The sequence below is a fragment of the Subtercola endophyticus genome, assembly GCF_021044565.1.
Classification (GTDB): Bacteria; Actinomycetota; Actinomycetes; order Actinomycetales; family Microbacteriaceae; genus Subtercola; species Subtercola endophyticus.
In genome coordinates, this window is record NZ_CP087997.1 from 2051023 (window position 1) to 2077815 (window position 26793).

At 66.8% G+C, this 26793-nt stretch carries 19 protein-coding genes; 7 read left to right on the plus strand and 12 right to left on the minus strand.

Going from position 1 to position 26793, the window contains the following annotated elements:
- Positions 1–73 precede the first annotated feature (73 nt).
- Entirely contained in the window at positions 74–1225 is a 1152-nt protein-coding gene (gene mnmA, locus LQ955_RS09615) for a tRNA 2-thiouridine(34) synthase MnmA (protein ID WP_231027933.1), read from the minus strand.
- 130 nt (positions 1226–1355) lie between these two features.
- On the opposite strand from mnmA, the gene LQ955_RS09620 reads away from it, so the two are divergent.
- Positions 1356–2348, plus strand: coding sequence for an endonuclease/exonuclease/phosphatase family protein (locus tag LQ955_RS09620; RefSeq protein WP_231027934.1), 993 nt, complete (start codon positions 1356–1358; stop codon positions 2346–2348).
- Positions 2349–2672: 324 nt separating this feature from the next.
- The gene (locus tag LQ955_RS09625; protein WP_231027935.1) at positions 2673–4622 is read left to right on the plus strand and encodes a helicase HerA-like domain-containing protein; all 1950 of its coding nucleotides are present in this window, start codon (positions 2673–2675) and stop codon (positions 4620–4622) included.
- 246 nt (positions 4623–4868) lie between these two features.
- On the opposite strand, the gene LQ955_RS09630 is transcribed toward LQ955_RS09625, so the two are convergent.
- Positions 4869–6413: a cysteine desulfurase family protein gene (locus LQ955_RS09630; protein ID WP_390623463.1), complete on the minus strand. Its 1545-nt coding sequence runs from the start codon at positions 6411–6413 to the stop codon at positions 4869–4871.
- 32 nt (positions 6414–6445) lie between these two features.
- Here LQ955_RS09630 and glgX point away from each other — a divergent pair, with 32 nt between their 5' ends.
- Positions 6446–8500 (plus strand): glycogen debranching protein GlgX, encoded by a 2055-nt coding sequence (gene glgX / locus LQ955_RS09635; protein ID WP_231027936.1) that lies wholly within the window; start codon positions 6446–6448, stop codon positions 8498–8500.
- Positions 8501–8523: 23 nt separating this feature from the next.
- Here glgX and glgP read toward each other — a convergent pair whose 3' ends face one another.
- On the minus strand, positions 8524–11133 hold the full coding sequence (glgP, locus tag LQ955_RS09640; protein WP_231027937.1) for an alpha-glucan family phosphorylase: 2610 nt from the start codon (positions 11131–11133) through the stop codon (positions 8524–8526).
- A 267-nt stretch (positions 11134–11400) separates the two neighbouring features.
- On the opposite strand from glgP, the gene LQ955_RS09645 reads away from it, so the two are divergent.
- The 3 genes from LQ955_RS09645 (at position 11401) to LQ955_RS09655 (ending at position 16375) form a co-directional block, all read left to right on the plus strand.
- A complete protein-coding gene (locus LQ955_RS09645; protein WP_390623482.1) occupies positions 11401–13425 on the plus strand; it encodes an alpha-1,4-glucan--maltose-1-phosphate maltosyltransferase in 2025 nt (674 codons plus the stop codon).
- Between the two features lie 121 nt (positions 13426–13546).
- Positions 13547–15766 (plus strand): 1,4-alpha-glucan branching protein GlgB, encoded by a 2220-nt coding sequence (glgB, locus tag LQ955_RS09650; RefSeq protein ID WP_231027938.1) that lies wholly within the window; start codon positions 13547–13549, stop codon positions 15764–15766.
- A 99-nt stretch (positions 15767–15865) separates the two neighbouring features.
- Positions 15866–16375 carry a hypothetical protein gene (locus LQ955_RS09655; RefSeq protein ID WP_231027939.1) on the plus strand — a complete coding sequence of 170 codons (510 nt, stop codon included), beginning with the start codon at positions 15866–15868 and terminating at the stop codon, positions 16373–16375.
- A gap of 30 nt (positions 16376–16405) precedes the next feature.
- On the opposite strand, the gene LQ955_RS09660 is transcribed toward LQ955_RS09655, so the two are convergent.
- The 3 genes from LQ955_RS09660 to LQ955_RS09670 form a co-directional block, all read right to left on the minus strand.
- Positions 16406–17545 carry an AI-2E family transporter gene (locus tag LQ955_RS09660; RefSeq protein WP_231027940.1) on the minus strand — a complete coding sequence of 380 codons (1140 nt, stop codon included), beginning with the start codon at positions 17543–17545 and terminating at the stop codon, positions 16406–16408.
- 92 nt (positions 17546–17637) lie between these two features.
- Positions 17638–18639: a tetratricopeptide repeat protein gene (locus LQ955_RS09665; RefSeq protein ID WP_231027941.1), complete on the minus strand. Its 1002-nt coding sequence runs from the start codon at positions 18637–18639 to the stop codon at positions 17638–17640.
- Positions 18636–20507: a hypothetical protein gene (locus tag LQ955_RS09670; protein WP_231027942.1), complete on the minus strand. Its 1872-nt coding sequence runs from the start codon at positions 20505–20507 to the stop codon at positions 18636–18638. The genes LQ955_RS09665 and LQ955_RS09670 overlap by 4 nt, the downstream gene beginning before the upstream one ends.
- Positions 20508–20627: 120 nt before the next feature.
- Between LQ955_RS09670 and LQ955_RS09675 the strand changes: the two genes are divergently transcribed.
- The gene (locus tag LQ955_RS09675) at positions 20628–21683 is read left to right on the plus strand and encodes an AI-2E family transporter (RefSeq protein ID WP_231027943.1); all 1056 of its coding nucleotides are present in this window, start codon (positions 20628–20630) and stop codon (positions 21681–21683) included.
- Between the two features lie 80 nt (positions 21684–21763).
- Here LQ955_RS09675 and LQ955_RS09680 read toward each other — a convergent pair whose 3' ends face one another.
- From LQ955_RS09680 to frr, 6 genes are all read right to left on the minus strand, one after another.
- The gene (locus LQ955_RS09680) at positions 21764–22489 is read right to left on the minus strand and encodes an alpha/beta hydrolase (RefSeq protein ID WP_231027944.1); all 726 of its coding nucleotides are present in this window, start codon (positions 22487–22489) and stop codon (positions 21764–21766) included.
- 1 nt (position 22490) lies between these two features.
- Positions 22491–22844, minus strand: a complete 354-nt coding sequence (locus tag LQ955_RS09685; RefSeq protein ID WP_231027945.1) for a hypothetical protein — start codon at positions 22842–22844, stop codon at positions 22491–22493.
- 65 nt (positions 22845–22909) lie between these two features.
- Positions 22910–24553, minus strand: a complete 1644-nt coding sequence (locus LQ955_RS09690; RefSeq protein ID WP_231027946.1) for a cation:proton antiporter — start codon at positions 24551–24553, stop codon at positions 22910–22912.
- Between the two features lie 48 nt (positions 24554–24601).
- Positions 24602–25168: a DivIVA domain-containing protein gene (locus LQ955_RS09695; protein WP_231027947.1), complete on the minus strand. Its 567-nt coding sequence runs from the start codon at positions 25166–25168 to the stop codon at positions 24602–24604.
- 55 nt (positions 25169–25223) lie between these two features.
- Positions 25224–26192, minus strand: coding sequence for a phosphatidate cytidylyltransferase (locus LQ955_RS09700; protein ID WP_231027948.1), 969 nt, complete (start codon positions 26190–26192; stop codon positions 25224–25226).
- Between the two features lie 7 nt (positions 26193–26199).
- Positions 26200–26754 (minus strand): ribosome recycling factor, encoded by a 555-nt coding sequence (gene frr, locus LQ955_RS09705; protein ID WP_231027949.1) that lies wholly within the window; start codon positions 26752–26754, stop codon positions 26200–26202.
- Between the last annotated feature and the right edge of the window lie 39 nt (positions 26755–26793).

Genomic DNA, 26793 nt, shown 5'->3' on the forward strand with positions numbered 1-26793 from the left:
CGTGTGGTGGTTCTGCGCGGTTCGGTGGCTGTCGTTCGGTCTATCGTTCGGGCGATCTGGCGATCGGTCGGGCTCAGCCTGCCGCCACGGCGGCGGCGGCCGAAACCGAAGCCACCGGAACGGCACTCGTGGTGCGGTCGATCGTGGTCTGCCCCAACACGCGCGTGCCGACGTAGACGACCGCCGTCTGCCCGGGAGACACGCCGATGAGCGGCTCGTTCGGCCGGATAACCAATTCGCGTGACCCGTCGTCAAGGTCGACCACCTGCGCCACGGCCGGCACCGGGTCGGCGTGCGCCCTGATCTGCACCTCGCAGTCGAACGCGGCCTCCGGATGCTCGGGGGCATGCCCCGCCCAGGTGAACCGCGACCCGGCGATCTCTGCGATGGCGAGCGCCTCCTTCGGACCCACGACTACGGTGTTCGTGGCCGGCTTCACCTCGAGCACAAACCGGCGGCGGCCGTCTTCGGCCATGATGCCGAGATTCAGCCCCCGCCGCTGGCCCACGGTGTAGCCGTGCGCGCCCTCGTGCGATCCGATGACGGTACCGTCGCGCTCGACGATGTCGCCCGTCGCGGTGCCGACCTTCTCGGCGAGCCAGCCGCGCGTGTCGCCGTCGGGAATGAAGCAGATGTCATGGCTGTCAGGCTTGTTGGCAACGCTGAACCCGCGCTCGGCGGCCTCGGCGCGAACGAGCGCCTTCGACGGAGTCGCTCCCAGCGGAAACATGGAGTGCGCGAGCTGCTCTGCCGTGAGCACACCCAGCACGTAACTCTGGTCTTTCGCCCAAGCGCTCGCCCGGTGCAGCTCGCGGTTGCCGTGATCGTCGGTGACGATGGTGGCGTAATGCCCGGTCGCGACGGCGTCGAAGCCGAGATCGAGCGCTTTCTCGAGCAGGGCGGCGAACTTGATGCGCTCGTTGCAGCGCATGCACGGGTTCGGGGTGCGGCCCGCGGCGTATTCGGCGATGAAATCGTCGACCACGTCGAGCTTGAAGCGCTCGGAGAAATCCCACACGTAATAGGGAATGCCGATGATGTTGGCCGCACGCTGGGCGTCGGAGGAGTCTTCGATGGTGCAGCAACCCCTGCTGCCGATTCGGAGGGTACCGGGCATCCGGCTGAGGGCGAGGTGAACCCCCACGACGTCGTGCCCCGCCTCGACCGCGCGTGCTGCGGCCACTGCGGAGTCGACGCCGCCACTCATTGCTGCCAGAACCTTCATGCCACAAGCATAAACGGCGCCACTGACGCCCCGCCGGGAATGCGCCAGACTGTGCATAACTGCGCGACACGCACGCGCTGTGGAGTATTCATTCACGAAAGCATCAGACACGTAGACGAGACTGATCACGATGTCTTTGCTCCTCCCCACTCGTCCCATCCCGACGGGCGGCGTGCCAGCCAGCCCCGTGCGAACTGCCCGCCACCCGCGGCTCACGGCGCTCACCATCGTGTTCTCGTTCGTGCTCGCCGTGCTTGTGTTGTTTCATACGGCGGTGCCCGACATCGGTGGTATCGGGCTGCTACTCGACACGAGCATCCCGTGGTTCGGGCTGTTCGTGATTCCGCTGGCGGTGATGGCGGTCGTAGCGCGGCGGGTGAGCGCGCTGGTTTTCGTGCTGCTTGCTGCGGTGGTGTGGGGGGCGCTGTTCGGGCCGGGGCTCGTGCCGTTGAAATGGAGTGCGCCCGCGGCATCCACCGCCGACGGAACGCACCTCACCGTGGCGAGCCAGAACATCGAGGCGTCGTCGGGAACCGGCCGGCAGTCGGCGCAGACGCTGGCCGCAACCGGGGCAGACGTCATTGCGCTCGAAGAGATGACGTCAGACGATTTCGACAGCATCTCGGCCTCTCTCGCGGCGGCGTATCCCTACTCCTATGGCGTGGGCACCGTGGGAGTCTGGAGCAAGTACCCCGTCGTCAACGCCCAGCCGCTCAACCTGGGGCTCGGCTGGAATCGTGCACTCGCTGCCGATCTGCAGACACCGCAGGGGCTGGTGAGCATCTACGTCATCCACGCCGCCTCGGCCAGGCCCGGTGACGTTTCGGCTCGCGACTCGATGCTCGCGGCCCTCGCCCAGACGCTGCCGAACGACGAGAACAAGCGAGTCATCGCGGTCGGCGACTTCAACGCCGCCTCGACAGACCGCGCGATGGGCGGCATCGAGTCGCAGCTCTCCGAGGCGAATCAAAGCGAAGGGATGCTCGGCAGCACCTGGCCGTCGAACCTCCCCGTGACGCGGCTCGACCACCTCCTGCAGCGCGGAATGACCGTCACGTCGAACACCACCCTCGCCGCCGGCGGCAGCGACCACCGCGCCATCCTGACGTCGCTCAACCTCTAGCCCGCCTCACTCCCGCGGCGTCGAGCGCGACTCTTCCGGACGAGAGCGGCCGCCCCGGCGGTCGCTCTCGTCCGGAGCCATCGCGGTGACGGGGCTTGCGCCTCCCGTGGCGGTGCGGCGTCGTTCGTGAGCGTCACGCGCAGGGGCCTCGCGGTCACACGTCGAGGTTGCGCAGATGCACCTAAAGCCGCTGCGCGCGGCGCTTTTGCGCAACCCGGCGGTCGAAGAGCGTCGAATCGGAGCCGAATGTGCGCGCCGCTGGTCTCCGAGTCAAGGGCGGCTCCGACCGTGGATACCGCGGCGCGCGCGGAATAGGCTGACCACATGACCGACGATGCTCTGCGAATTGCTCAGGAAGAGGCCGCCGCCGCGGTCGAAGCGGCCCGCCAGGCCCAGGCGGCCGCGGAGGCAGCGCTCAAACGGGCTCAGGATGCGGCCCTCGCCGCCGCATCCGCGCCGTCACCCGCGGAAACTGCTGCGGCTGCGGCTGGCGCTGCCGCGACACCCACCCCCGCAAACACCCCCGCCACCCCGCCGGTCGACACCCCCGCTCCGGCAGACACCCCCACCCCCACCGCCGCCCCCGCGCCGCAGGCCGGCCCCCTCGACCCCGCCGCGGTCGACCTCATCCGCGCCGGATACGCGTTCACCGGCCCCGCCCTCGAGATGGGCTCCCTCGTCAACGGCGACGCCGACCCCGCGACCCAGGTGCGCATCCCGCTCGCCATGACGAACCGCCACGGACTCGTCGCCGGCGCCACCGGAACCGGCAAGACGAAGACGCTCCAGGTGCTCGCCGAGCAGCTCAGCGCGGCCGGCGTTCCCGTCTTCGCAGCCGACATCAAGGGCGACCTCTCCGGCATCGCGACCGCCGGCCAGCCGAACGACAAGCTGCTCAGCAGAACCCAGGGCATCGGCCAGAACTGGGTGCCCGAGGCCAGCCCGACCGAGTACTTCAGCCTGGGTGGCAGAGGAAAGGGCATCCCGATCCGCGCCACCGTCGCCGGGTTCGGGCCCCTTCTCATGAGCAAAGTGCTCGGCCTGAACAACACGCAGGAGTCGAGCCTCGGCCTCGTCTTCCACTACGCCGACAAGGCCGGCCTCCCACTGCTCGACCTCAGCGACCTGCGGGCCGTGCTGAGCTACCTCGCGAGCCCCGAGGGCAAGGCCGAACTCACCGATCTCGGCGGCATCTCGTCGCAGACCATCGGGGTGATTCTGCGCGAGCTCATCACCTTCGCCGATCAGGGTGCCGACGTCTTCTTCGGCGAGACCGAGATCGATACGGCCGAGTTTCTGAAGACCACCGCTGACGGTCAGGGCATCGTGAGCCTGCTCGAGGTTCCGGGCGTCGCAGACAAACCGGCCCTGTACTCGACGTTCTTGATGTGGCTGCTGGCCGACCTCTACAACGATCTGCCCGAGGTCGGCGACCTCGACAAGCCCAAGCTCGTGTTCTTCTTCGACGAGGCGCACCTGCTCTTTCGCGACGCGTCGAAAGACTTTCTCGCCTCGATCACGCAGACCGTGCGGCTGATCCGCTCGAAGGGCGTCGGCATCTTCTTCGTGACGCAGACCCCGAAGGATGTTCCGGGCGAAGTGCTGGCGCAGCTCGGCTCGCGCATCCAGCACCAGCTGCGCGCCTTCACTCCCGACGACGCCAAGTCGCTGCGGGCCACGGTCTCGACCTTCCCGAAGTCGGGCTACGACCTCGCCGAAGTGCTGCAGAACCTCGCCACGGGCGAAGCCGTCGTCACGGTCATGAACGAGAAGGGCGCCCCGAGCCCCGTCGCGTGGACCCGTCTGCGCGCCCCACAGGGGTCGATGTCTCCGACACCGGATGCCCAGATCGACTCCGCCGTAGCCGCCTCCCCTCTGCTGCCGATCTACGGCGCCGTCATCGACCGCGAGTCGGCCCGCGAGATGCTCACCGCGAAGCTCAATCTGGCTGCGGAACAGGCCGCGGCAGCCGTGCAGGCCGAAGCCGACGCGAAGGCCCAGGCCGACGCGGCCGCGGCGGCAGCCAAGGAGCAGGCCGCGGCCGAAAAAGCCCAGGCGAAGGCGCAATCCGACCACGAGAAGGCGCAGGCTAGGGCCGAGCGTGAGGCCGTGGCAGCCGCTGCCTCCGCGGAAAGGGCCCGCCGGGCATCCGGAACCCGCACCACCGCCCAGGCCGCGCCGAACATTCTCGCCGACGTGCTCGGCTCGAAGGCCACTCAGTCGATTCTCACCAGCGTCGTCTCGGGCATCTTCGGCACCCGTCGCCGCCGCTGACGCGAAGGGCGGCGCCCGGCCGCGACGGGTCGCTGCTCGGCTCGGGATCCGCTCCCACCCCGCCGCTCCCGCTCCGCTGCCCGCGCCGCCGCTGCCCTCGGGCCCGGTCGGCGCGCCCGGCTCCCCGTCGCTGAGGTCGTTACCGCCGTACTGAGGCCGTCACAGCGACCTCAGTCGAGTCCTAACGACCTCACAAGGCCTCGCGAGCCGGCGGCGCGGTGCGGTGCGGTGCGGTGGGACGCAGCGCTAGGCCACGGCGCGGTCGGCGAAGCCGGCCTTCGTCGCGCGAGCGACTGCCGCGGGCAAGGCTGCCACCAGAGCATCCACCTCGGCCGCCGTTGTGCCGTGCCCGAGCGTGAACCGCAGAGCCCCGCGGGCCTCCAGCTCGGGAACGCCCATCGCCACGAGCACGTGCGACACCTCCGGCACTCCGGCCTGGCATGCCGACCCAGTCGACACCGAGAACCCGGCCACGTCGAGCAGAAACAGCAGCGAATCCCCCTCGCATCCCTCGAACGTGAAGTGCGCGTTGCCCGGCAGCCGACCTTCCGGGCTCGGGTCTCCGCGCAGCACAGCCGTCGGCACCGCCGACCGGATGCCCGAAACCAGCCGGTCACGCAACTCCTCGAGTGCTGGCGCAAAGGTGGGCAGCGTCGAAACCGCGTTCTGGGCTGCCGCCGCAAACGCCACGGCGCCCGCCACATCTTGCGTTCCGGATCTCCCGCGCTGCTGCCCCCCACCATGAATCAGCGGCACCACATCGGCCGTTCGCGACAGCAGCAGCGCCCCCACCCCGACCGGGCCGCCGATCTTGTGGGCCGAGACGCTGAGCGCGGCGACTCCGATCGCATGAAAGTCGATGGGCACATACCCGTACGCCGACACCGCGTCGACGTGCACCGGAACGCCGTATTTCGCAGCTACCGCGGCCAGCTCGGCGACGGGCTGAATCGTTCCGACTTCGTTATTCGCCCACAGAAACGACACGAGCGCCACGTCGTCGGCCGCGCCAGTCCCGCTCGCAGCAGTCACATCGTCGACCGCACCAGCCTCGCTCACAGCAGACCCACCGTCGACCGCACCAGCCCCGCTCACAGCAGACCCACCATCGACCGCGCCCGCCACGTTCGCCGCGCCGGTCACAGAAACGCCACCCCCAGCTGCGTTACTGCCGACAGCCGCGCCTCCGCTGCCCCGCGCCAGCGCCGCCTCGAGCACCTCAGGGTGCAGCCGCCCCACCGAATCCACCGGCAGCCACTCGATGACGGCGCCCTCGTACTGCGCGAGCCACTCCACGGCGTCGTTCGTCGCGTGGTGCTCCCCGCCCGGCACCAGCACTCGGGGCCTCCGTGGCATGCTGCCACCGGCACCACTCACGCCCGCCGCACCAGCACCCGCGCCCGCCGCGCCGCCTTCGGCACCCGCTCCACCACCGGCACCCGCGCCACCCGCGCCACCTCCGGCACGCGCGCCCGTCGCACCACCCGCGCCGCCCGCCGCAGCGCCCTGCTGCCGCTTCCAGTACAGTCCCTTAACCCCGAGGTTGATCGACTCCGTACCCCCCGACGTGAACACCACTTCAACCGGGTCTGCCCCGAGCGACGCCGCCACGACCTCGCGGGATTCCTCGAGCATCCGCTTCGCCTGCTGACCCTGCGAATGAATCGACGACGGGTTGCCCACCACACCGAGCGCCGAGACGTACGCCGAGAGCGCCGACGGCAGCAGCGGCGTGGTCGCCGCGTGATCGAGATAAATGGCCATAACGGGCAGCACTACTCCAGTTTTCATTGCCGAAACAACTACTCACTACTCTAAGACGCATGACCCAAGCCGATCCCCTCGCCAACCTCGGTATTCGACAGACGGCGTCGGGCGGCGAACTGAGGGTGTGGTCTGAGCACGCCACGCAGATCGACCTGTGTCTCTTCGACAACAAAGACCCCAAGTGGATCTTCAAGACCGTCAGCCTCGTGCGCGACGCGAACAACGTCTGGTACGGCAAGACCAAGTCGCTCGCGCCCGGTCGTAAGTACGCGCTCAAGGTCAGCGGACCCGACGGACCCATGAACGCCTTCGACCCCAACCTGCTGCTGCTCGACCCCTACGCCCGCGGGCTCACCCGCACCGGCCCTGACACCTGGCGCGGGGTTGTGGTCGACGACTCCTTCAACTGGAACGGCGTCACCAAGCCCAACACTCCGCTCGACCACACCGTCATCTACGAAGGTCACGTCAAAGGCCTCAGTAAGCTGAACACCCGCATGCCCGAACACCTGCGCGGCACGTACGCGGGCCTCGCACACGAGACCACCATCGGGTACCTGCAGAAGCTCGGCGTGACCGCCGTACAGCTGCTGCCGGTGCACGCCTTCGTCTCCGAGCGCCGCCTCATGAAGCAAGGCCTCACGAACTACTGGGGTTACAACACCCTGAATTTCTTCAGTCCGCAGAACTTCTACGCCACCCGCGAGGCGCAGGCCGAGGGTCCGAGCGGCGTGCTGCGCGAGTTCAAGGGCATGGTGAAGCTGCTGCACGAGGCCGGGCTCGAGGTGATACTCGACGTCGTCTACAACCACACCGCCGAAGAGGGCCGCATGGGGCCGACCACGAGCTTTCGCGGCATCGACAACGCGAACTACTACCGGCAGACCCGAACGGGCAACTATATAGACGTCACCGGATGCGGCAACAGCGTCAATACGTCGGTGCCCGCCGTGACACGGTTGATCCTGGATTCGCTCAAGTACTGGGCGAACGACGTGCAGGTCGACGGATTCCGGTTCGACCTGGCCGCCACGCTCGGGCGCAACGCCGACCACTCGTTCGACCCCGGGCATCCGCTCATACAGGGCATCATCAACGACCCAGACCTGACCGGCGCCAAAATGATCGCCGAACCGTGGGATGTCGGCATGGGCGGCTGGCAGACGGGCAACTTTCCGGGCGGCTGGCAGGAGTGGAACGACCGCTACCGCGACCGCATGCGCAAGTTCTGGCTGCGCGACATCCGATCGATTCGCGAAAACGGCTCCCCCGGCGACGGCGTCGGGATGCTCGCCACCCGACTCGCGGGTTCGTCGAACACCTTCTCTCCCGCGCGCGGGCCGCTCGCCTCGGTCAACTTCATCACCGCCCACGACGGCTTCACCATGGCCGACCTCACGGCGTACGACGTGAAGCACAACGTCGGAAACGGCGAGTCGAACCGCGACGGAACCGACAACAACATGTCGTACAACCACGGCGTCGAAGGCGCAACGCCGAACCGCGCCGTCGAGGCCAGCCGGCGCCGCACCATCCGTAACCTCATGGGCACGCTGCTGCTCTCGGCCGGCACGCCCATGATCACGGCCGGCGACGAATTCGGCCGCAGCCAGAAGGGCAACAACAACGCCTACTGTCACGACTCCGAACTGACCTGGCTCAGCTGGGATCGCCGCAAGTGGCAGAACGGACTCTGGCAGACCACGCAGCACCTCCTGCGACTTCGCCGCGAGAACCCGGCGCTGCGCCCGGTGCGCTTCGGAGTGTTCGGCGAGACGACCCCGAGCGCCAGCCAGATGGACTGGTACGACGGCGGCGGCAACTCCATGAGCGTCTATGAGTGGAACTCGGCCGAGAACCGCACCCTGCAGTTTCTGGCCGCGTCGACCCCCGAACACGAGCCCTTCAACCGCATTCTCGTGGTGATCCACGGCATCGAGTCGCCGACCACCGTCATTCTGCCCCACCACGAGGGCGTCACCCAGTACACCCTGCTCTGGGATAGCTCGTTCGACTCGCCCCCTTCGCTCGAGGCCCCCGCGGACATCCGGATGCCCGGCGGCGAGTACGACGTGGCCGCCAGCTCTCTGCAGCTCTTCCGCGCAGACTGAGCCGACTGATCCGCCCGTCGCGGTCAGTGCGCCGACGCGATGAGCCCCAGCTCGGCCGAGGAGGCCAGGTTCGCGTGCTTGGGCACGACGCGCACGGTGTAGCCGAACGAGCCGGCGTGCTCGAGAACGACGGTGCCCGAGAAGCCCCAGAGGCCGTCGGAGTCGGTGTGCTGCGATCCCGGGTTGATGATGGTGATCGGCGTGGTCGTGGTGGGGAGCTGCGCTGGCGAGAGTGCGACAGAACTCACCGCGGTGAGTACATCGCCCGCGACAGCGTGCCCGTAACAGACCTCGACCGACACGTCGTCGGGCGTCAGCGATCCGAGCTGGATGCGCGCCCGCACCTGCAACTCGTCGCCGACCTGGGGCGTGTCGTCGAGCCCGCCGGACTCGACGTGCACCACGGCGACCGATGACCAGGCGGCGCGCTCGCGCGATTTCCACTCGGCGAGTTCCACGGCCGGCGTGTAGTCGTGCCCCTCGATGACCCGGGCAGCAGCGGCCGCAGGCACATAGAGGCGCGAAACGTACTCCGAAACCATGCGCTCGGCCGACAGCGCCGGCGAGAGTGTCGCGAGGGTGTGCCTGATCGACTTGGTCCAGCGCACCGGCAGCCCTTGCGCGGTGCGGTCGTAGAACCGCGGTGCGACTTGGTGCTCGATGAGGTCGTAGAGCGCCTCCGACTCGAGCTGGTCGCGCTCTTCGGGGGTGTCGGCCGAATCGGCCGTCGGAATAGCCCAGCCGTTCTCGCCGTCGTAGAACTCGTTCCACCAGCCGTCGAGAATCGAGAGGTTGAGCCCGCCGTTGAGGGCCGCCTTCATTCCGGATGTTCCGCAGGCCTCCAAGGGCCGCAACGGGTTGTTCAGCCACACATCGGTGCCCGGGTACAGCTTCTGCGCCATGCCGATGTCGTAGTTCGGCAAGAACGCCATTCGGTGGCGCACCTCGGGGTCTGACGCGAACTGCACGAGCTTCTGGATGAGCCGCTTGCCCTCCTCGTCGGCCGGATGCGACTTGCCCGCGATCACCATCTGCACGGGCCGCTCGGGGTTCAGCAGAATCGCCTTCAGCCGGGCCGGGTCGTGCAGCATGAGCGTGAGCCGTTTGTAGGTGGGCACGCGCCGGGCGAATCCGATGGTCAAGACCTCGGGGTCGAGCAGGGTGCGATACCAGGCCGGCGGAATGGAACCCGGGCTGCGCTCGAGCCAGGCTTCGGTGACGCGGTGCCGGGCATCCGTCACCAGCTGCCGCCGCATGTCGTTGCGCACCGCCCAGATGTCTTCGTCGCTCACATCAGACGAGAGCCAGTTCGCGTGGGCCGTGTCTGAGGTGCCGAGCTTGTTCTCGGCGAGTTCGATGAGCAGCGGGTCGGTCCAGGTGGGGGCGTGCACGCCGTTGGTGACCGAGGTGATGGGCACCTCGCCCTGGTCGAATCCGGGCCAGAGCCCCGCGAACATCCCCCGGCTGACCTCGCCGTGCAACTGAGAGACGCCGTTGGCGCGCTGCGCCAGCCGCAGCCCCATGACGGCCATGTTGAAGACGTCGGGGCTTCCACCATTGGCGACCTCATTGCCGAGCGCCAAGACCTCGTCGACGTCGACCCCGGGCAGCAGGTCAGTCGAGAAATAGCGCCGCACGAGCGACGCGTCGAAGCGGTCGATGCCGGCCGGCACGGGCGTGTGAGTAGTGAACACCGTGCTGGCGCGAACGACCTGCAGTGCCACGTCGAACGAGAGCCCCTCGCCGATGAGGTCGCAGATGCGCTCGAGGCCCTGAAAGCCCGCGTGACCCTCGTTGGTGTGAAACACCTCGGGCTCGTCGGTGTGCGTGAGCTCGGCCAGAATCTTCAGCGCACGAATACCGCCGATGCCGAGCAGCAGTTCTTGCAGCAGCCGGTGCTCTCCCCCGCCGCCGTAGAGCCGGTCGGTGACCGAGCGCAGGTCTTCGTCGTTGTCAGGAATGTCGGTGTCGAGCAGCAGCAACCGGATGCGCCCCACCTGCGCCTGCCAGATGCGGGCGTACAGCGCGCGGTCGTCGGGCAGCGAGAGCACGATCTGGGCGGGCGACCCGTCGGCTAGCCGCAGCACGTTCAGCGGAAGCCCGTCGGGGTCGAGCACGGGGTAGCTTTCTTGCTGCCAGCCGTCGCGCGAGATGGCCTGCCGAAAGTAGCCGGCCCGGTAGAACAGCCCCACGCCGACGATCGGCACGCCGAGGTCGGAGGCCGCCTTGAGGTGGTCGCCGGCCAGAATTCCAAGACCGCCCGAGTACTGCGGCAACGCTTCCGCGATGCCGAACTCGGGCGAGAAATACCCGATGCTCTTTGGCTTCTCGCCCTCGAGCCCCTGGTACCAGCGGGGCTCGTGGATGTAGCGGTGCAGGTCGTCACGCAGGCTGTTCGCCCAGGCGACGAACCCCTCGTCGCGGGCCAGCTGAGCGAGGCGCTCGGGGCTCACCGCACCGAGCAGCGCGATCGGGTCTCCGGTGGTCGCCTCCCAGTCGTCGGGCGAGATGTGGGCGAGGAGCTTGCGGGTCGGTTCGTGCCACGACCAGCGCAGATTGGCGACCAACTCGCCCACAGCGCTGAGCTCCGGAGGCAGTACAGACCGAACGGTGAACTTGCGAATCGCTTTCACGGGTGTGAGCTCCTTCTGGGTTCCGTGGCGCCAGCCTAGAACAGGTCGATCCTGTCTCCCAATTGGGCACGGCCGCGAGATAGCTTGCCGACCGCCGGGCGCGCAAGGGGCGATGTTTCTGAAGCCCCGTCGCGGCTTTGTTGGTACGGTCGAACCGTGGCTAAGTCAGTGGTTAACCCAGCAGCGAAAAGCACACCCCGAACGACCGTGAAGAAGCCGGCGGCACAACCGGCAGCGGGCGCGATCACCGCGCCGTTCGAGCCGATCATCGGGCGCATCCCTATCATCGACGTGTTTCCACAGGTCTCCGGAGGCCGCTGGCCGGCCAAGGCCTACGCCGGCGAGGTCGTGCCGTTCGGCGCGACGGTCTTTCGCGAAGGCCACGACGCCGTCGGCGCCCAGGTCGAACTCGTCGACCCCGCAGGCGTCTCGTCGTCGTACGGATTGCGGATGATCGGGGTCGGCATCGACCGCTACCAACGCCTCGCCCATCTTCCCACCGCGGGTACCTGGCGCTTTCGTATTCGCGCCTTCAGCGACGATTACGCCACCTGGCACCACAACGCCGAAATCAAGGTGCCGGCAGCAATCGATGTCGAGCTGATGTTCCTCATCGCCAGCGAGCTCTTCGTGCGCGCCGGGGCAGAAGCCGCGCGCCCCGCTGCCGATCGGTCGCTCTTCGACGATCTCGCGCTGCTCGTCGCCGACACCCTGTTGCCCGCCGAAGACCGGCTCGCAGCGGCGACGTCGGAGACCGTTCTCGACGCGGTCGAGCGCTTTCCGATCGCCAGCCTCGACACGTTCTCAGACTGGCAGACGGTCAAGGTCGAGCGTGAGCGCGCCGGCTACGGCGCCTGGTACGAGTTCTTTCCCCGCTCGGTGGGAGCTATCGCGAACGCCGACGGCAGCATCACGAGCGGCACGTTCCGCACCGCGGCCCGGCGGCTACCGGCCGTCGCCGCGATGGGGTTCGACGTGCTGTACCTGCCGCCGATCCATCCCATCGGCGAGGCCTTTCGCAAGGGCCCGAACAACTCGCTGACGCCAGAACCCGGCGACCCCGGATCGCCCTGGGCCATCGGTTCGGCGGCGGGCGGCCACGATGCCGTGCACCCCGATCTCGGCAGTGTCGCGCAGTTCAAGATCTTCGTGCAGGCCGCGCAGAAGGCGGGTCTCGAGGTGGCGTTGGACTTCGCGTTGCAGGCCAGCCCCGATCATCCGTGGGTCACAGAGCACCCGGAATGGTTCACCACCCTGCCCGACGGCTCGATCGCCTACGCCGAGAACCCGCCGAAGAAGTACCAAGACATCTACCCGATCAACTTCGACAACGACCCCGAGGGCATCCGTGCCGAGGCGCTGCGCATTCTGAAGTTCTGGATCGCCGCCGGCGTGCGCATCTTTCGGGTCGACAACCCGCACACGAAGCCGCTCGACTTCTGGGAATGGATCATCACGACGATCAACCTCGAGTTTCCCGACATCGTCTTTCTCGCCGAGGCCTTCACCCGCCCGGCGCTCATGCAGACGCTCGCGAAAGTCGGCTTTCAGCAGTCGTACACCTACTTCACCTGGCGCAACAGCAAAGAAGAGCTCGAGGAGTTTCTCGACGGGCTGGCGCACGAGACGGCTGCTTTCTTTCGCCCCAATCTCTTCGTGAACACGCCCGACATTCTGCACGCCTATCTGCAGTTCGGGGGGCGCCCGGCCTACAAGATCAGGGCAGCGATCGCCGCGACAGGCTCACCGACCTGGGGCGTCTACTCGGGCTACGAGCTGGTCGAGAACGTCGCGCGCGCCGGATCCGAAGAGAACATCGACAACGAGAAGTACGAGATCAAGCCGCGTGACTTCGCCGCCGCCGAGGCCGCGGGCACGTCGATCACGCCCTACATCACGCAGCTGAACAAGATCAGGCGCGAGCATCCGGCCCTGCACCAGCTGCGCAACCTCGACATTCACGCCAGCGACGACGACTCGATTCTCGTCTACAGCAAGTACATCTCGGGCGAGTTCACCGCCGACGGCGAGGCCGACGGCATCATCGTGGTGGCGAATGTCGACCCGTGGTCGGTACGCGAGACCACCGTGCGGCTCGACGTCACGAAGTTCGGGCTCGAGCCCGGGGCGCAGTTTCGCGTGACCGACCTCATCACCGGCGTCACCTGGCAATGGGGCGCCGACAACTACGTGCGCCTGAACGCGTTCGGCGAGCCCGTGCACATTCTGCGGGTGCACTACGGCGCCGAACCGGATGCTCCCGCCGACGCCCCGATCGTCGCGACGCCGTGATGGCAGCCACCGTGCACGCGGCGCCGATGGCAGGTCGCCCCGCCGCCACCTCGAACTCCGCGCGGGCGCCACGCCACCGCACCACCACCCTGCTTGTCACCCCGAACGAAAGCGACTTCTGATGTCACAGATCGACGGGCTCACCACCCTCAGCCTCCCCCAGGTGCCGGAATCCGTACTCGAACAGGTAGCGGCCGGCTCATACTTCGACCCGCACAAGGTGCTCGGGCAGCACCTCGTGCATGGGGAGGGTGTGAGCGACCCCATCACGGTCATCCGCACCCTGCGCCCGCTCGCCAGCGAGGTCGTGGCGGTGCTCTCGAACGGGGCCCGGGTGCAGCTCACTCACCTCTGGGGCGGCATCTGGCAGGGCTACACGCTCACCGGGCTGAACGACTACCTCATCGAGGCGACGTATGACGACGGATCCGCGTGGACGGCCGACGACCCCTACCGCTTCTCTCCCACGCTCGGCGAGCTCGACCTGCACCTCATCGGCGAGGGCCGGCACGAGCAGCTGTGGGATGTTCTGGGCGCCCACTATCGCACCCACTACGGCGCCGAAGCCGCGTTCGCCGGCACCGCCTTCGCCGTCTGGGCTCCGCACGCCCGCGCCGTTCGCGTGATCGGCGACTTCAACGGCTGGGACGGAACCCGTCACTCCATGCGCAGCCTGGGCGCGACAGGCGTCTGGGAGATCTTCATTCCCGACCTCGAGCCCGGCAGCAACTACAAGTTCGAGCTACTCGCCCAGCACGGCGGCTGGGTGCAGCACGCCGACCCGATGGCGCGGCGCACCGAGGTGCCCCCGCTGACGGCATCCGTCATCACCGAGTCGTACTACGAATGGGCCGACGGCGACTACATGCGAGCGCGGGCGGAACGCGACCCGCACAACTCGCCCATGAGCGTGTACGAGATGCACCTCGGCTCGTGGCGCCCCGGCCTCGACTACCGCTCGATCGCCGACCAGCTCATCGACTACCTGAACGAACTCGGCTTCACCCATGTGGAGTTCATGCCCCTGGCCGAGCATCCGTTCGGCGGATCCTGGGGCTACCAGGTCACCTCGTACTACGCTCCCACAGCGCGCTTCGGCACACCGGATGACCTGCGGTACCTCATCGACCGGCTACACCAGGCCGGGTTCGGTGTGCTGCTCGACTGGGTTCCGGGCCACTTTCCGAAAGACGAGTGGGCGCTGGCCAAGTTCGACGGGGAGGCCCTGTACGAGCATCCGGACCCCCGCCGGGGCGAGCAGCCCGACTGGGGCACGCTGGTCTTCAACTTCGGCGACTCGAAGGTGCGCAACTTTCTGGTGGCGAACGCGCTGTACTGGCTCGAGGAGTTTCACATCGACGGCCTGCGCGTCGACGCCGTGGCGTCGATGCTCTACCTGGACTATTCGCGCAAGGCCGACGAGTGGCTGCCGAACCAGTACGGCGGCCGCGAGAACCTCGAGGCCATCAGCCTGCTGCAGGAGGTCAACGCGACGGCCTACCGGCGCTACCCCGGCATAGTGATGATCGCCGAGGAGTCGACGAGCTGGCCCGGCGTCACCCACCCCACCAACCAGGGCGGCCTCGGCTTCGGCATCAAGTGGAACATGGGCTGGATGCACGACACCCTCGCCTACATCGAGACCGACCCGCTGTACCGGTCGTACCACCACGGCGAGATCACGTTCTCGTTCTTGTACGCGTTCAGCGAGAACTTCATCTTGCCCATCTCGCACGACGAGGTCGTGCACGGCAAGGGCTCGCTGCTCTCGAAGATGCCCGGCGACCACTGGCAGAAGCTCGCGAACCTGCGGGCGTACCTCGGCTTCATGTGGGCGCACCCGGGCAAGCAACTGCTCTTCATGGGCCAGGAGTTCGGTCAGCCCTCCGAGTGGAGCGAGGAGCGGGGCCTGGACTGGTGGATTCTCGACCAGCCCGTGCACCGGTCGCTGCTGCACCTCGTGTCGTCGCTCAACCGCGTCTATCGCGAGAACCCCTCACTCTGGCTGCGCGACAACGAGGCCGGCGGCTTCGAGTGGATCGACGGCGGATCGAGTGAGAAGAACCTCGTGTCGTTCCTGCGGTGGGATGACGCGGGCAACCCCATCGCGGTGCTGATGAACTTCAGCGGCGCCCCCGTCGGCCCCTACCGCGTCGGGCTGCCCTTCGGCGGCCAGTGGAACGAGATCATCAACACCGACGCCACCGAGTACGGCGGCTCGGGTGTCGGCAACTTCGGCGCAGTGCAGGCCGAATCCGTTCCGTGGTCGGGCCGCCCCGCCTCCGTCGAGCTCACCCTCCCGCCCCTGGCCGCGCTCTACCTGAAGCCGGCCCCCCGCTAGCCCGTCGCCGCATTTCGCGGAGTGGCGTAAGCGCAAGCCGTGTTCGGTGTCTTTGTTCACGAGGAGCCCGCTCGGGGCACTTCTGACGAAGGGACCATCTTGACGAACATCCACTCGCTCTCGCGGAGCCGGAACACCCGGCGCAGAACCCTGACAGCGGCCGCAGCGCTCGCAGCCGTCGCGCTGGCCCTCGTCACCGGCGCCGCGAGCGCTGAGGCCGCACCCGCGCCGCCCAAGCCCACCCTCGTCGCTCAGGTGCCCTTCGACGTGCCGGCTTCGTTCACCGCGGGCGTGGCTGTCGGCGTCACCGCCACGATCTGGCACCTGCCGGCCGCGGTCGACGCCGACGACGTCATCGCATGGGTGACCTGCACGGGAACCCGGGTGCCGTCAGCGTATCCGGTCACCAAGATCGTCGATCACACCACGCGTCGCATCCTGCTCTCCACCGTCATCGAGAGCTCTCGAGACGACAGAGACTGCGTTCTCAACGCGGTGCCCACCGCGCTCGGCACCCATGTCGCGTTCTCTCCCGCGATCACCGATGCCAGCACCGGCGCCATCCAAATCGACGGCGACTACGTCGTAGAAGGCGTCATCGCACGCTAGGCCCACCGGCTCGCCCGCTGCGCTCGACCCTTATTTCGCGTCTTGCTTCGGGAAGACGACCTTTTCGATGATGATGATGGCCGAGGCCGCGATGGGGATGGCGACGAGTGCACCGAGCACCCCGGCAATCGCCGCGCCGGCCACGGCCCCGATGACGACGACCGCACCTGGCACAGCAACCGCGCGGTTCATGATGCGAGGGCTGAGAACGTATGCCTCGACCTGCATATAAATGAGGTAGTACACGGCCGCCACGATAGCCGTGAGCGGCGATGCGAGCAGACAGACGAGCACGATGATGACGGATCCCGACACCGTTCCGACGAGCGGAATGAGCGACAGCAGGAACGCGATGAACGCGAGCAGCACCGGCAGCGGCGCCCCGATGATCGTCAAGAAGATGAAGCTCAAGATTCCGTTGACCAGCGCCAGGGCGATCTGCCCCACCACATAGCGCCCCACGGCCCCGGTGATCTGCTCGGTGATGTCGGCGAAGTTCGCTCGCTTTGTGGCCGGCACAAAACGGTAGGCGACGCGCTTCATCGAGCGCAGCGAGGCGAGAAAGTACAGCGTCAGAATCAGCACGATGACCGTACCGGTGATGCCGCTCGCCACGCCCGCGCCCACCGCGAGCAGCCCGCCGCCGAGCGACAGCACCTTATCGGGGCTCAAGAAGCTCTGCAGGTTCTTCACCACGTCGTCGACGCTCACCACGCCAGAGAGTTGCTGCTCCAGACTCTGGAACCAGTCCGAATTCTGCAGGTTGGTGACATACGTCGGAAAGTTATTGATGAGGTTGCTGGTCTGGGTCACGATGATGGGGATGATCGTGAGCAACAGCCCCGCCAGCACCAGTACCACGACACCGAACACGATGGTGATCGCCAGCGCACGCGGCATTCGGCGGGCGAGCCGTGAGACAAGAGGATCAAGGCCGAGCGCAATGAACAGTGCCACGCCCACGTAGATGAGCACGGTGCCCAGCTGGGTGACCAACCCACCGATGACGAGCGCGACCAGCACACCGAGGCCGCCGAGCAGGCCGATCTTGAAGGCGTTGATCTGCGCAAACGTCTCGCCACCGGTGGTCACCGACTGGATCTCGGGCGAGACTTTCATCTGCGGCGTGATGGCCGCCTGCGATGCGGCCTTGCGATGGAAAATGCTCATAACCCGACTGTATTGCTAATGAGGCGCACTCGCCCGCAACGGAGCCACCGATTGACAAGGGCTCGCAGATGTGGCTGGGGCAGCCGGTGTCGTCAGTACAGCAGCATGGTCAGGCGACGACGCGCGGCGGTCACGCGCGGATCGTCGAGCCCGACGACCTCGAAGAGTTCGAGCATCCGTGCGCGAAGCAGGTCTTTGCTCGCCTGGTCGGCCTTGGTGAACAGGGCGAGAATGCGGTCGAAGGCGTCTTCGACGTGACCGCCCGAAACGTCGAGGTCGGCGACGGCGAGCTGAGCGTCGATGTCGTCGGGCGCCGCAGCACCGGCCGAACGAATCTCGTCGAGCGACTTTCCGTCGAGCCTGTCGAGCAGCTTCACCTGCGCCAGGCCTGCGGCGGCGAGGGCGTCGCGCGGGTTCTGCACGATTGCCTTCTCGTACTCAGCGATGGCGGTCTTGTAGTCGCCCTGCGAGATGGCGTCGAAGGCCTCGGCGTGGTGCGGCGGCAAGGGCTCTTCGACGGGCTCGGCCGGGGATTCACTGTCGGCTTCTGCCCCCGCGCGGCCGTCTTGCGGCAAGGCACGCCCCGTGACGCCGTTCTGCGCCGCCAACTGCACGACCTGGTCGAATACGTCGCGGATGCTCTGCTCCGGCTGCGCGCCCTCGAAGAGCGCAACGGGCCGGCCGGCGATGATCGCGGCGACCGTCGGCACCGACTGTGCCTGAAAGGCCGCAGCAAGCTGCGGGTTGGTGTCGGTCTCGACACGCACGAGCACGAACTGACCGCCGTACTCGAGGATGAGCTTCTGCATGAGCGGCGCGAGAATTCGCGAACCGTCAGACCACGAGGCCCACAGTTCGACGATGACCGGCACGGCGTTCGACAGATCGAGAATCTGCGAGAAGGTGGCGTCGGTTCCGTCGAGCAGCAGACTCGGAACCGCGACACCCGCTCCTGGTGCGGCACCCGGGGCTCCTGGCGCTGCGGCCGGGCCGCCGGCGGCAGGCGAGCCCGCGGGAGCAGCGGCACGATTGACCAGCGACGAGAGGTCGACGGCGCCTCTCAGACTGGCGGCAGAGGGGGGAACGTTACTCATGGCAGCTCCTTGGCAGACAGCAGGCCCTGGGCGAACCCGAGGAGTTGAACCTTCGAGGTATCGCCCGACGCCGGAACGTAGAACAACAATTGATAATCGTAGATCGCTTCGGTGCCCTTGGTGGTGCCGCCGGCCGCGACTCCCGAGAGGGCCTGCACCGCGCCCGTCGGGGTGACCGTGGCGCCAGACTCGACCGGCTTCACCGTCACCGATTCACGGATGTTCGCGGTCACGATGGCGCCGGACTGATTAGTGGCGAGAGCAATGGTCTGCCCGGGCGCCGGCACCTTTGCGAAGTCGATGCTCGCCGTGTTCGGCAGATTGGCCTTCTGCTGAGCCTTGTAGTCCGCGCCGACGCTTGTGCGCAGCGTGTCGCCGGTGGCATCGAACTTGTCGAAGTATGGGCTCTGTTGACCGACTGCGAGGATGTCGGCGTAACCAGTGGCCACATCGGCGGGCGTCATCGACAACAGCTTGGTGTCATTGTCTAGTACGGCAGTGCCCACCGTGGCCGGGGCGACCGGCGGAAGAGTGGTCGACGGCTCCAGCGGCACGGCGTAGTAGACCTTGTACTGACTGCGCGGTGTGTCTTGAGTGAGCATCAGCGACAGCGGAGCGATGGTGGGGTCGGCGGGGTTCTCAACGATGGTGAAGACAGTACGTGGCCAGTCGTCTGTCGCCTGCGGCAGAACGACCGAGGAGGGGCCGGCGGGAATCGCCGCCTGCGCCGGGTAGTCGGCGTCGGTCTTGCGAATCGAGTAGGTCGCGGTGCGCAAGTCGAGCGCAGGACCGGTCATTCGCACAGCGAGGCCCGTCGCGGCAGCGGTGGGGTCGGTGGCAGACGCCGCATCAGAAGCAGTGACGACCGTCGACACCTTGCCGAGAATCGTGTCGAGCTGGGACTCGGAGACGACGGGCGGTGGCCCCGAGTCGGGCGTCGGAACCGGCGTCGGCACGTCGGTCGCGCTCGGCGTAGCGGTGCTGGTCGTCGTTGCCGTGCCGCTGGTCGCGACGGGCACGGGCGTGGCGGTGTCGGCGATAGCCGCCGGAAGGGACTGCGACGAGAGGGGCAGAACCGAGCATCCGCTCAGCGCAGCGACGCTCAACACCGAAACCGGCACCAGAACGGCGATCGACTTGGTGATGGAGCGACGACCGCGCCGCACGCCCGATTCGATGCCGTTCGTTCGAGAAGACGAGAAGCGCTTGCCCTTCGGCAGAGCCGGCTGCTTACGACGGGGGCCTTGCGACTTCTTCATCTGCCGCAGGCCCAGCAGCAACAGAATGAGGCCCACGATGAGAAAAAACGCCCCCGTCAGCAGCAGCGGCACGGCCATGGGTGTGCTGTCGTCGAGCGGCCACGAGATGGTCACACTGGTCGGCGCGGGCGCAGTGCCGTCGTCGGCGATGATGAGCGCGTACCCTGCCGGCAGATTGAAGGTGCGCATCATCGAACCGTCGGTGCTGTACTGATCGAGCCAGAGGTCGGAGCCGGCCGGGTCGGCCGAGCCGCTCGCCACGTTCGCTGCACCTGCCGGGTCGGCGGCGACGATGGTCGCGTTCAAACTCGGTTTGTCGCCCGGCACCACGCTCAGATCGGCATAGGTCGAGCCGTTCAGCCAGGACTTCACGTCGTCGGTGCGCCCGTACGCCACGAAGGTCTTCGCGCTGCCGGTGAAGGTCACGGTCTGGTCGCCCGACTCGGCCAGCAGCGAGTCGCTGCCGAGAAAGAGGTAGGGCGCCCCGCTGGTCTGGGTGGTCTGTACACTCACCGACGACGGCGGAAGAAACACCGTTCGTTGGGCGATGCCGATGCCGATGAGCGCCAACGCAATGACGAAGGCGATGATGGCAAGAATAAAACGCACGAATGAACTCCAGACAAGACATTAAAAGATAGCCGATCCTGCTTGTGAATGCTCCCAGACTTCTGGGTTGTCATGTGCAGGCGCTAGATTTGCTGGCAGAGCACGACCTGAGGAGCAACGGTGAAGATTCGGAACGCCTTCACCCTGGGACTCGTCGGTACGCTCGGTGTCGGCCTCGGAATCGTCATTCTGATGGCCATCGGCAACCTGGCCACCGTGCTCACCTACGTGGGCATCGCCATCTTTCTCGCGCTCGGCCTCGACCCGGTCGTGTCATGGCTCGAGTCTCGGCACGTCAGGCGATCGCTCGCGATTCTGATCGTGATCGTCGGGGTGGCGGCGATCATCACCGGGCTCGTCTTCGCCGTGCTGCCGATCATCATCGACCAGCTCACTCAGCTGTTCGGCCAGATTCCCGTGCTGCTGCGCGGCTTTCAGTCGTCGACCTGGGCGTCTGACCTGAGCGATCGACTCGGCGGTTTCATCGACGTGCAGGCGGTGGTGGATGCCGTGACGAAATATCTGCAAGACCCCGGCAATATCACGACCATCGCCGGTGGTGCGCTGGCGGTGGGAGTCGGCATTGCGAACGGCATCTTCGGAACCGTGATCGTGATCATTCTGACCCTGTTCTTCACGGCGAACCTGGCCATGATGAAACGCACGGTGTATCTGCTCGTTCCCGCGTCGAAGCGCGAGCGGTTCGCCGATCTCGGCGAGCAGGTCACCGACGCGGTAGGGCGTTACGTGATCGGGCAGGTGGTGCTCGGCATGTGCAACGGAGTGCTCAGCTTCATCTTCTTGTCGATCATCCAGGCGCCCTATGCCGCCGTGCTGGCGTTCATCGCCGGGCTGCTCTCGCTGATTCCGCTCGTCGGAACCATCTCGGGATCGGTCATCATCGTGGCCGTCTGCCTCATCCCCGGAATCGGATCGCCGCTCACGGCGTTGGTCGCGGCGATCTACTACCTCATCTACATGCAGGTCGAGGCGTACTTCTTGAGCCCGAACATCATGCGGCGAGCGGTCTCGGTGCCAGGGTCGGTGGTGGTGATCGCCGCGTTGGCCGGCGCCTCACTACTGGGCGTGCTCGGGGCGCTGATCGCGATTCCCATCGCGGCGTCGATCATTCTCGTCGTGAAGCAGGTCGTGATTCCCCTTCAGAACGAGCGCTGAGGAAGAACGAGCGCTGAGGACCGGTAACAGTGCTGCGGCGACTGGCTGGCTGCGCCGGGCGAACGGATGCCCGCCAGAACCTACTCGAGTTCGTACGTCTCGGGCAGCGGCGCTGCGGCGGGATTCACGTGCGCCACGATCTCGTTCAGCACACGTTTCACTTGCGTCTCCCCCACCCACAGATGCTTTCCGCCCGCGATTTCGACGAGGTCGATGTCGGGCACGACCGAGAAACGCTCTCGAGCCTCCTCCGGGCGCAGAAAGTCGTCGAACTCGGGAATGAGCGCGACGAGCGGCACGCTGTTCGTCGCCCACGCGGCGAGCTCGGCCTCCGTCGCGCGGTGCAGCGGCGGCGAAAGGAGAATCGCCCCGTCGATGTTGTGCTCCAGCCCGTATTTCAGGGCGAGTTCGGTGCCGAACGACCAGCCGACAAGCCAGGGATGCGGCAGCTGGTGCTCGGTGACGAAGCGCATAGCCGAGTCGAGGTCGAGCCGTTCATCCGTTCCCTCGTCGAAGGCACCCCCGCTTCTGCCGCGCGGAGACGACGTGCCCCGCGTATTGAAGCGCAGCACGGCCAGATCGGCTAGCGCGGGCAGTCGGTTCGCCGCTTTGCGCAGCACGTGCGAATCCATGAATCCGCCCGCAGTCGGCAGCGGATGGAGCGTGACGAGAGTCGCTACGGGCGGCTTGTCGACGGGCACCGCGAGTTCGCCGACCAGGGTGAGCCCATCGGCGGTGTGCAGCTCGATGTCGGTGCGGGTCGCGGGCAGCTCGACGCCGCTTCGTACCTCGACGGTGGGTGCCACGTTATGTTCCGATCTTCCAGCAGTGAGTGTGCCAATGGCGGCGCGCGGCGAGGTCGGCAGCGTCACCCAGAACTCCGTCGGCGCGCCAGGCGACGAGGTGCGCGGTGCCGGGCGTGATGGCCTGCAGGCAGCCGGGGCACATGTACTCTTTGGTCGCCTGCAGCGCCGAGATGGGCTGCACGTTCCAGTCGCCCGAGCGGCGGTGCTCGGTGCTGCGCCAGCCGGTCAGCAGTCGCTCGATGCTCGGCTCGTCGTCGTCAGCGCCCCCCGCCGAGCCGCTGCCCGCTGCCGCGCCGACGCCCGCACGGCCCGGTGTGGCGCGCTTCGCCTTTCGGGGGTGATTGCTGCGGGGCATGCCTTCCATCCTACGATCGTGCGGGCGGGTAGCCGCCGGGCATCCCTCGGCCCTCGGCCAGCGCTTCAGTCGGCCAGACCTTCGTTCTGCACCAGCCGCGACTCCTCGAGGTCAAGCATCTCGTGCGCCTTGGTGATGGCGTGCGAACTGAACGACTCGCGGTCGCGGGCATCGAGCAGCGTTTCGCGTTCGACCCGCAGCACCTCGAGGCGCAGCTCGCGGTACTGCTCGCTCGACGGGAGGGCACCGGGAGCCACCGCAGCGTGCTCGGCGGTCTGCGCGAGCTCCCACGCCGACTGGCTGCGCAGCAGTGCGTCGTGGCGCACCCGCTCAACCACCTCGGGGTCTGGAACGGTGCCGTCTGACAGTACGAGGGAGGGGTTCTCGAGCATCCCCCTGCCCGCCTCTTGCAGCTCGTCCACGAGAGAGGCGAACTCCTCCCGATCGGCGACGGGGCTGGCCAGCCGGATGCCCGACCACCGAATCACGAACGGCAAGGTCGTGCCCTGCAGCACCAGTGTCACGATCGCCACCGTGAATGCGATGAGAATCAGTTGTGGCCGGTACGGAGTGTTTTCGGGCAACGATTGCGCCGCAGCCAGCGTCACGACACCCCGCATGCCGCTCCACGACAGCACCAGGCCGCCAGGAGCACCGGCCGGGGCGTCTGGAGCACCCGGATCGAACGCGACTCCCTGCCGCGCGAGCCGGCGCCGGTACCGCCACGACATCAGCACCGCAGGAGGCATGACGAAAACGAAGCGCAGGATGATCAGCAGAACCGTCGCGTACAGCCCGAACAGCACGGCTTGCTGCACACTCAGCTTCTGATCGACCACAGACTCGAGCAGGCCCTTCAGCTGCAGGCCCATGATGAGAAAGACCGCGTTCTCCAGCAAGAACGACAACGTGCGCCAGGTGAGCCGCTCGCTGATGCGCGACGGCGCGGAGAAATATTTGGCTCCGAAGTGCCCGGTCAGCAGGCCTGCGGCCACCACCGCCAACACGCCCGACGCGCCGATCTCCTCGGCGGGCACGTAGGCCAGAAACGGCACCGCGAACGAGATGGCGGTGGTGAGAACGGGGTCGCGCAGCTTCGATCGCACCCACACGGTGACCACGCCGACGATACCGCCGACGATCGCGGCGATGACCACCGAATACACGAACGAACCGCCGACCTGCCAGATGCTCACCGCTCCCGCCGTGGCTGCCACGGCCGAGCGCAGCAGCACCAGTGCTGACGCATCGTTGACGAGGCTCTCGCCCTCGATCACCGCTACCAGCCGGTGCGGCAGGCCGAGCCGCTTGGCGATCGAGGCTGCAGACACCGCGTCGGTTGGGCTGATCACCGCGCCGAGAGCGATGGCCGAGGCGAGGCTGAGCTGCGGAAAGAGCCAGAACAGCAGGAGCCCGGTGCCGAAGGCGCTCACGAACACGAGGGCGACCGACAGCCCCGTGATGCTCACGATGTTCTTGCGAAAGTCGCTGAGCGGCAGATTGATGGCCGAGGCGTAGAGCAGCGGCGGCAGCACAACGGTGAGAATGAGCGCCGACGGCACGACAACCGGTTGAACACCGGGAATGATCGAAATGCCGATTCCGATCAGAACCAGGATGATCGGCGCCGCAATCTTCAGCCGCGGAGCGAAGACCGAAACGCCCACGATGACGATGACGCCGATGACGGCCACGACCTCATTGCGCATGGTGCCTCCCCCGAATCATCGCCCCGATCATCCGCAATCCGTGCGGGTTTACTGCACCGAGAGCATCACGTCGACGACCGCGTCGAGCACGGCGTCGACCTGAGCCTCGTTGTAGCCGCCCAGCTTCGGGCGAAAAATGGCGTTGCGCACGTCGTCGACAGTCACGGTCTCGGTGCCGCGAAAATAGCCCGCGACCGTCTCGCAGAAGTCGTCGACGTCGCCGCGATCGTAGCCGCCGGTGAGAATGCCCACCCGCCGGAACTTGTGCCCGCGCCCGCGCTCGAGTCGCCCGACGATCTCTCGAGCCCGGTCACGGCTCAAGGTGTACCACTTCTCATCGCCGATTTCGTGCTTGGCCCGCGCACGCTCGCGCGCAGAAAAGGCGTCTTCGAGCCGCTCGAGGGCCGCGTCGACGTGACTCGTCGAGTACCCGCCCTTCTGCAGCGAGAACGAGGTGCGACGGATGCCCCGCGAATCCAAGTCGACGTCGGATGTCCCGCGCGAGGGGTCGCCCTGCGCCTCGTAGGCCGCGCGTGCGTCGCTCAAGAACTTCTCTACCTCGTCGACGTTGTAGCCCATTGCTGACTTGCGACTGACCGGAAACGTTTGACTCACGCACCCATTGTGCCAACTCTTCTGGTGCCAAGCTGACCGAAGGCCGCACGGAGTGTCAGTGGAAGATCACAAAAAGTGCGTACGCCGCGACGGCGGAAGGCAACATCGAGTCGAGCCGATCGAGAAAACCGCCGTGCCCGGGCAGCCAGGTGCTCATGTCTTTGATGCCCATGTCGCGCTTCAGCAGAGACTCGGCCAGGTCGCCGAAGGTCGCCGTCGCAGTGATGACCGCCCCGAGGATGAGGCCCACCCACCAGGGCTGCTGGAGCAAGAAGATGCCGAGAATGAGGCCGGCGATGAGGGCCAGACCGGCGGCGCCGGCAAAGCCCTCCCACGTCTTCTTCGGGCTGATTCTGGGCGCCATCGGGTGTTTGCCGAAGTTGAGCCCTGTGGCGTACGCGCCCGTATCGACGCAGATCACCACGATCATGAACGACAGCACCCACCAGCGACCGTCGGGCTGAGTCACGAGCAGAATCGAGATGCTGCCGAGAAACACGACGTAGGCCTGAACGAAGAACCCCGCCGCGAGATCGCGGAACACCGACGCCGAGCTCGTGCGATACTTCGGCACAGCGAGCTCCACCAGGCGCCAGAGTAAAACGAACACGCTGCCGGCGAGCAGAATGAGCCATTGCCCCTGCTGCCCCCAGAAGTACGCCGCCACCGACACGGCCGCCGCCGAGATCAGCGTTGGAATCAGGGGAACGTGACGCCCCGATTTACCGAGGGCACCGACGAGCTCAGCGGATGCCAGGCACGTCAGTACACCCACGAAGATGAAGAACACGACCGGAAAGAACAGCAGGCTGAACAGCATGATGAGCCCGAGGCCGAGCCCGATGGCTATCGCGCTGACGAGGTTTCGCCCGGTGCGAGCAGCAATCTTCTCATTGACCTCGTCGAACTGCTCTCGGCGGGCTCGCACTCGCTCTTCGAGTTCGGCCCGCGAAATGCCCTGCCCGGAACGTTTCGGCTTCTGAGGCTTCGCCGCCTGATCAGCCGCCCCGGGGTCATTGCTCATGGGTGACCTAGATTTCCAGCAGTTCGGTCTCTTTGCGCTTCAGAGCATCGTCGATGGCATCGACCGTTGCTTTCGTGTTCGCCTCGAGTTCTTTCTCAGCACGCCCGACCTCGTCGTCGCCGACTTCGCTCTTCAGGGCGTCGAGATCGTCTTTCGCCTTGCGGCGGATGTTGCGCACCGAGACCTTGCCGTCTTCGGCCTTGCCCTTCACGAGCTTGACGAACTCTTTGCGGCGCTCTTCGGTGAGGTCGGGCAGCGTGACACGAATGATGTTGCCATCGTTCGTGGGGTTCGCGCCCAGGTTCGGCATGTCGCGCAGTGCCTGCTCGATGTCGCGCAGAGCACCCTTGTCATAAGGCGTGACGATGATCGTGCGAGCCTCGGGGTTCGCGAGCGAGGCGAGCTGGGCGAGAGGTGTGGGCGAGCCGTAATAGTCCACCAGCACCTTCTGGAACAACGACGGGTTCGCACGGCCGGTGCGCACTGTCGAGAAATCTTCTTTGGTGGCCTCGAGGGCCTTTTTCATGCGTTCGGCGGCATCGGTCAGCACATCGGCAATCACGGTGGAACTCCCTTACTTCAAGCCCTAAGTTTAGAGGTC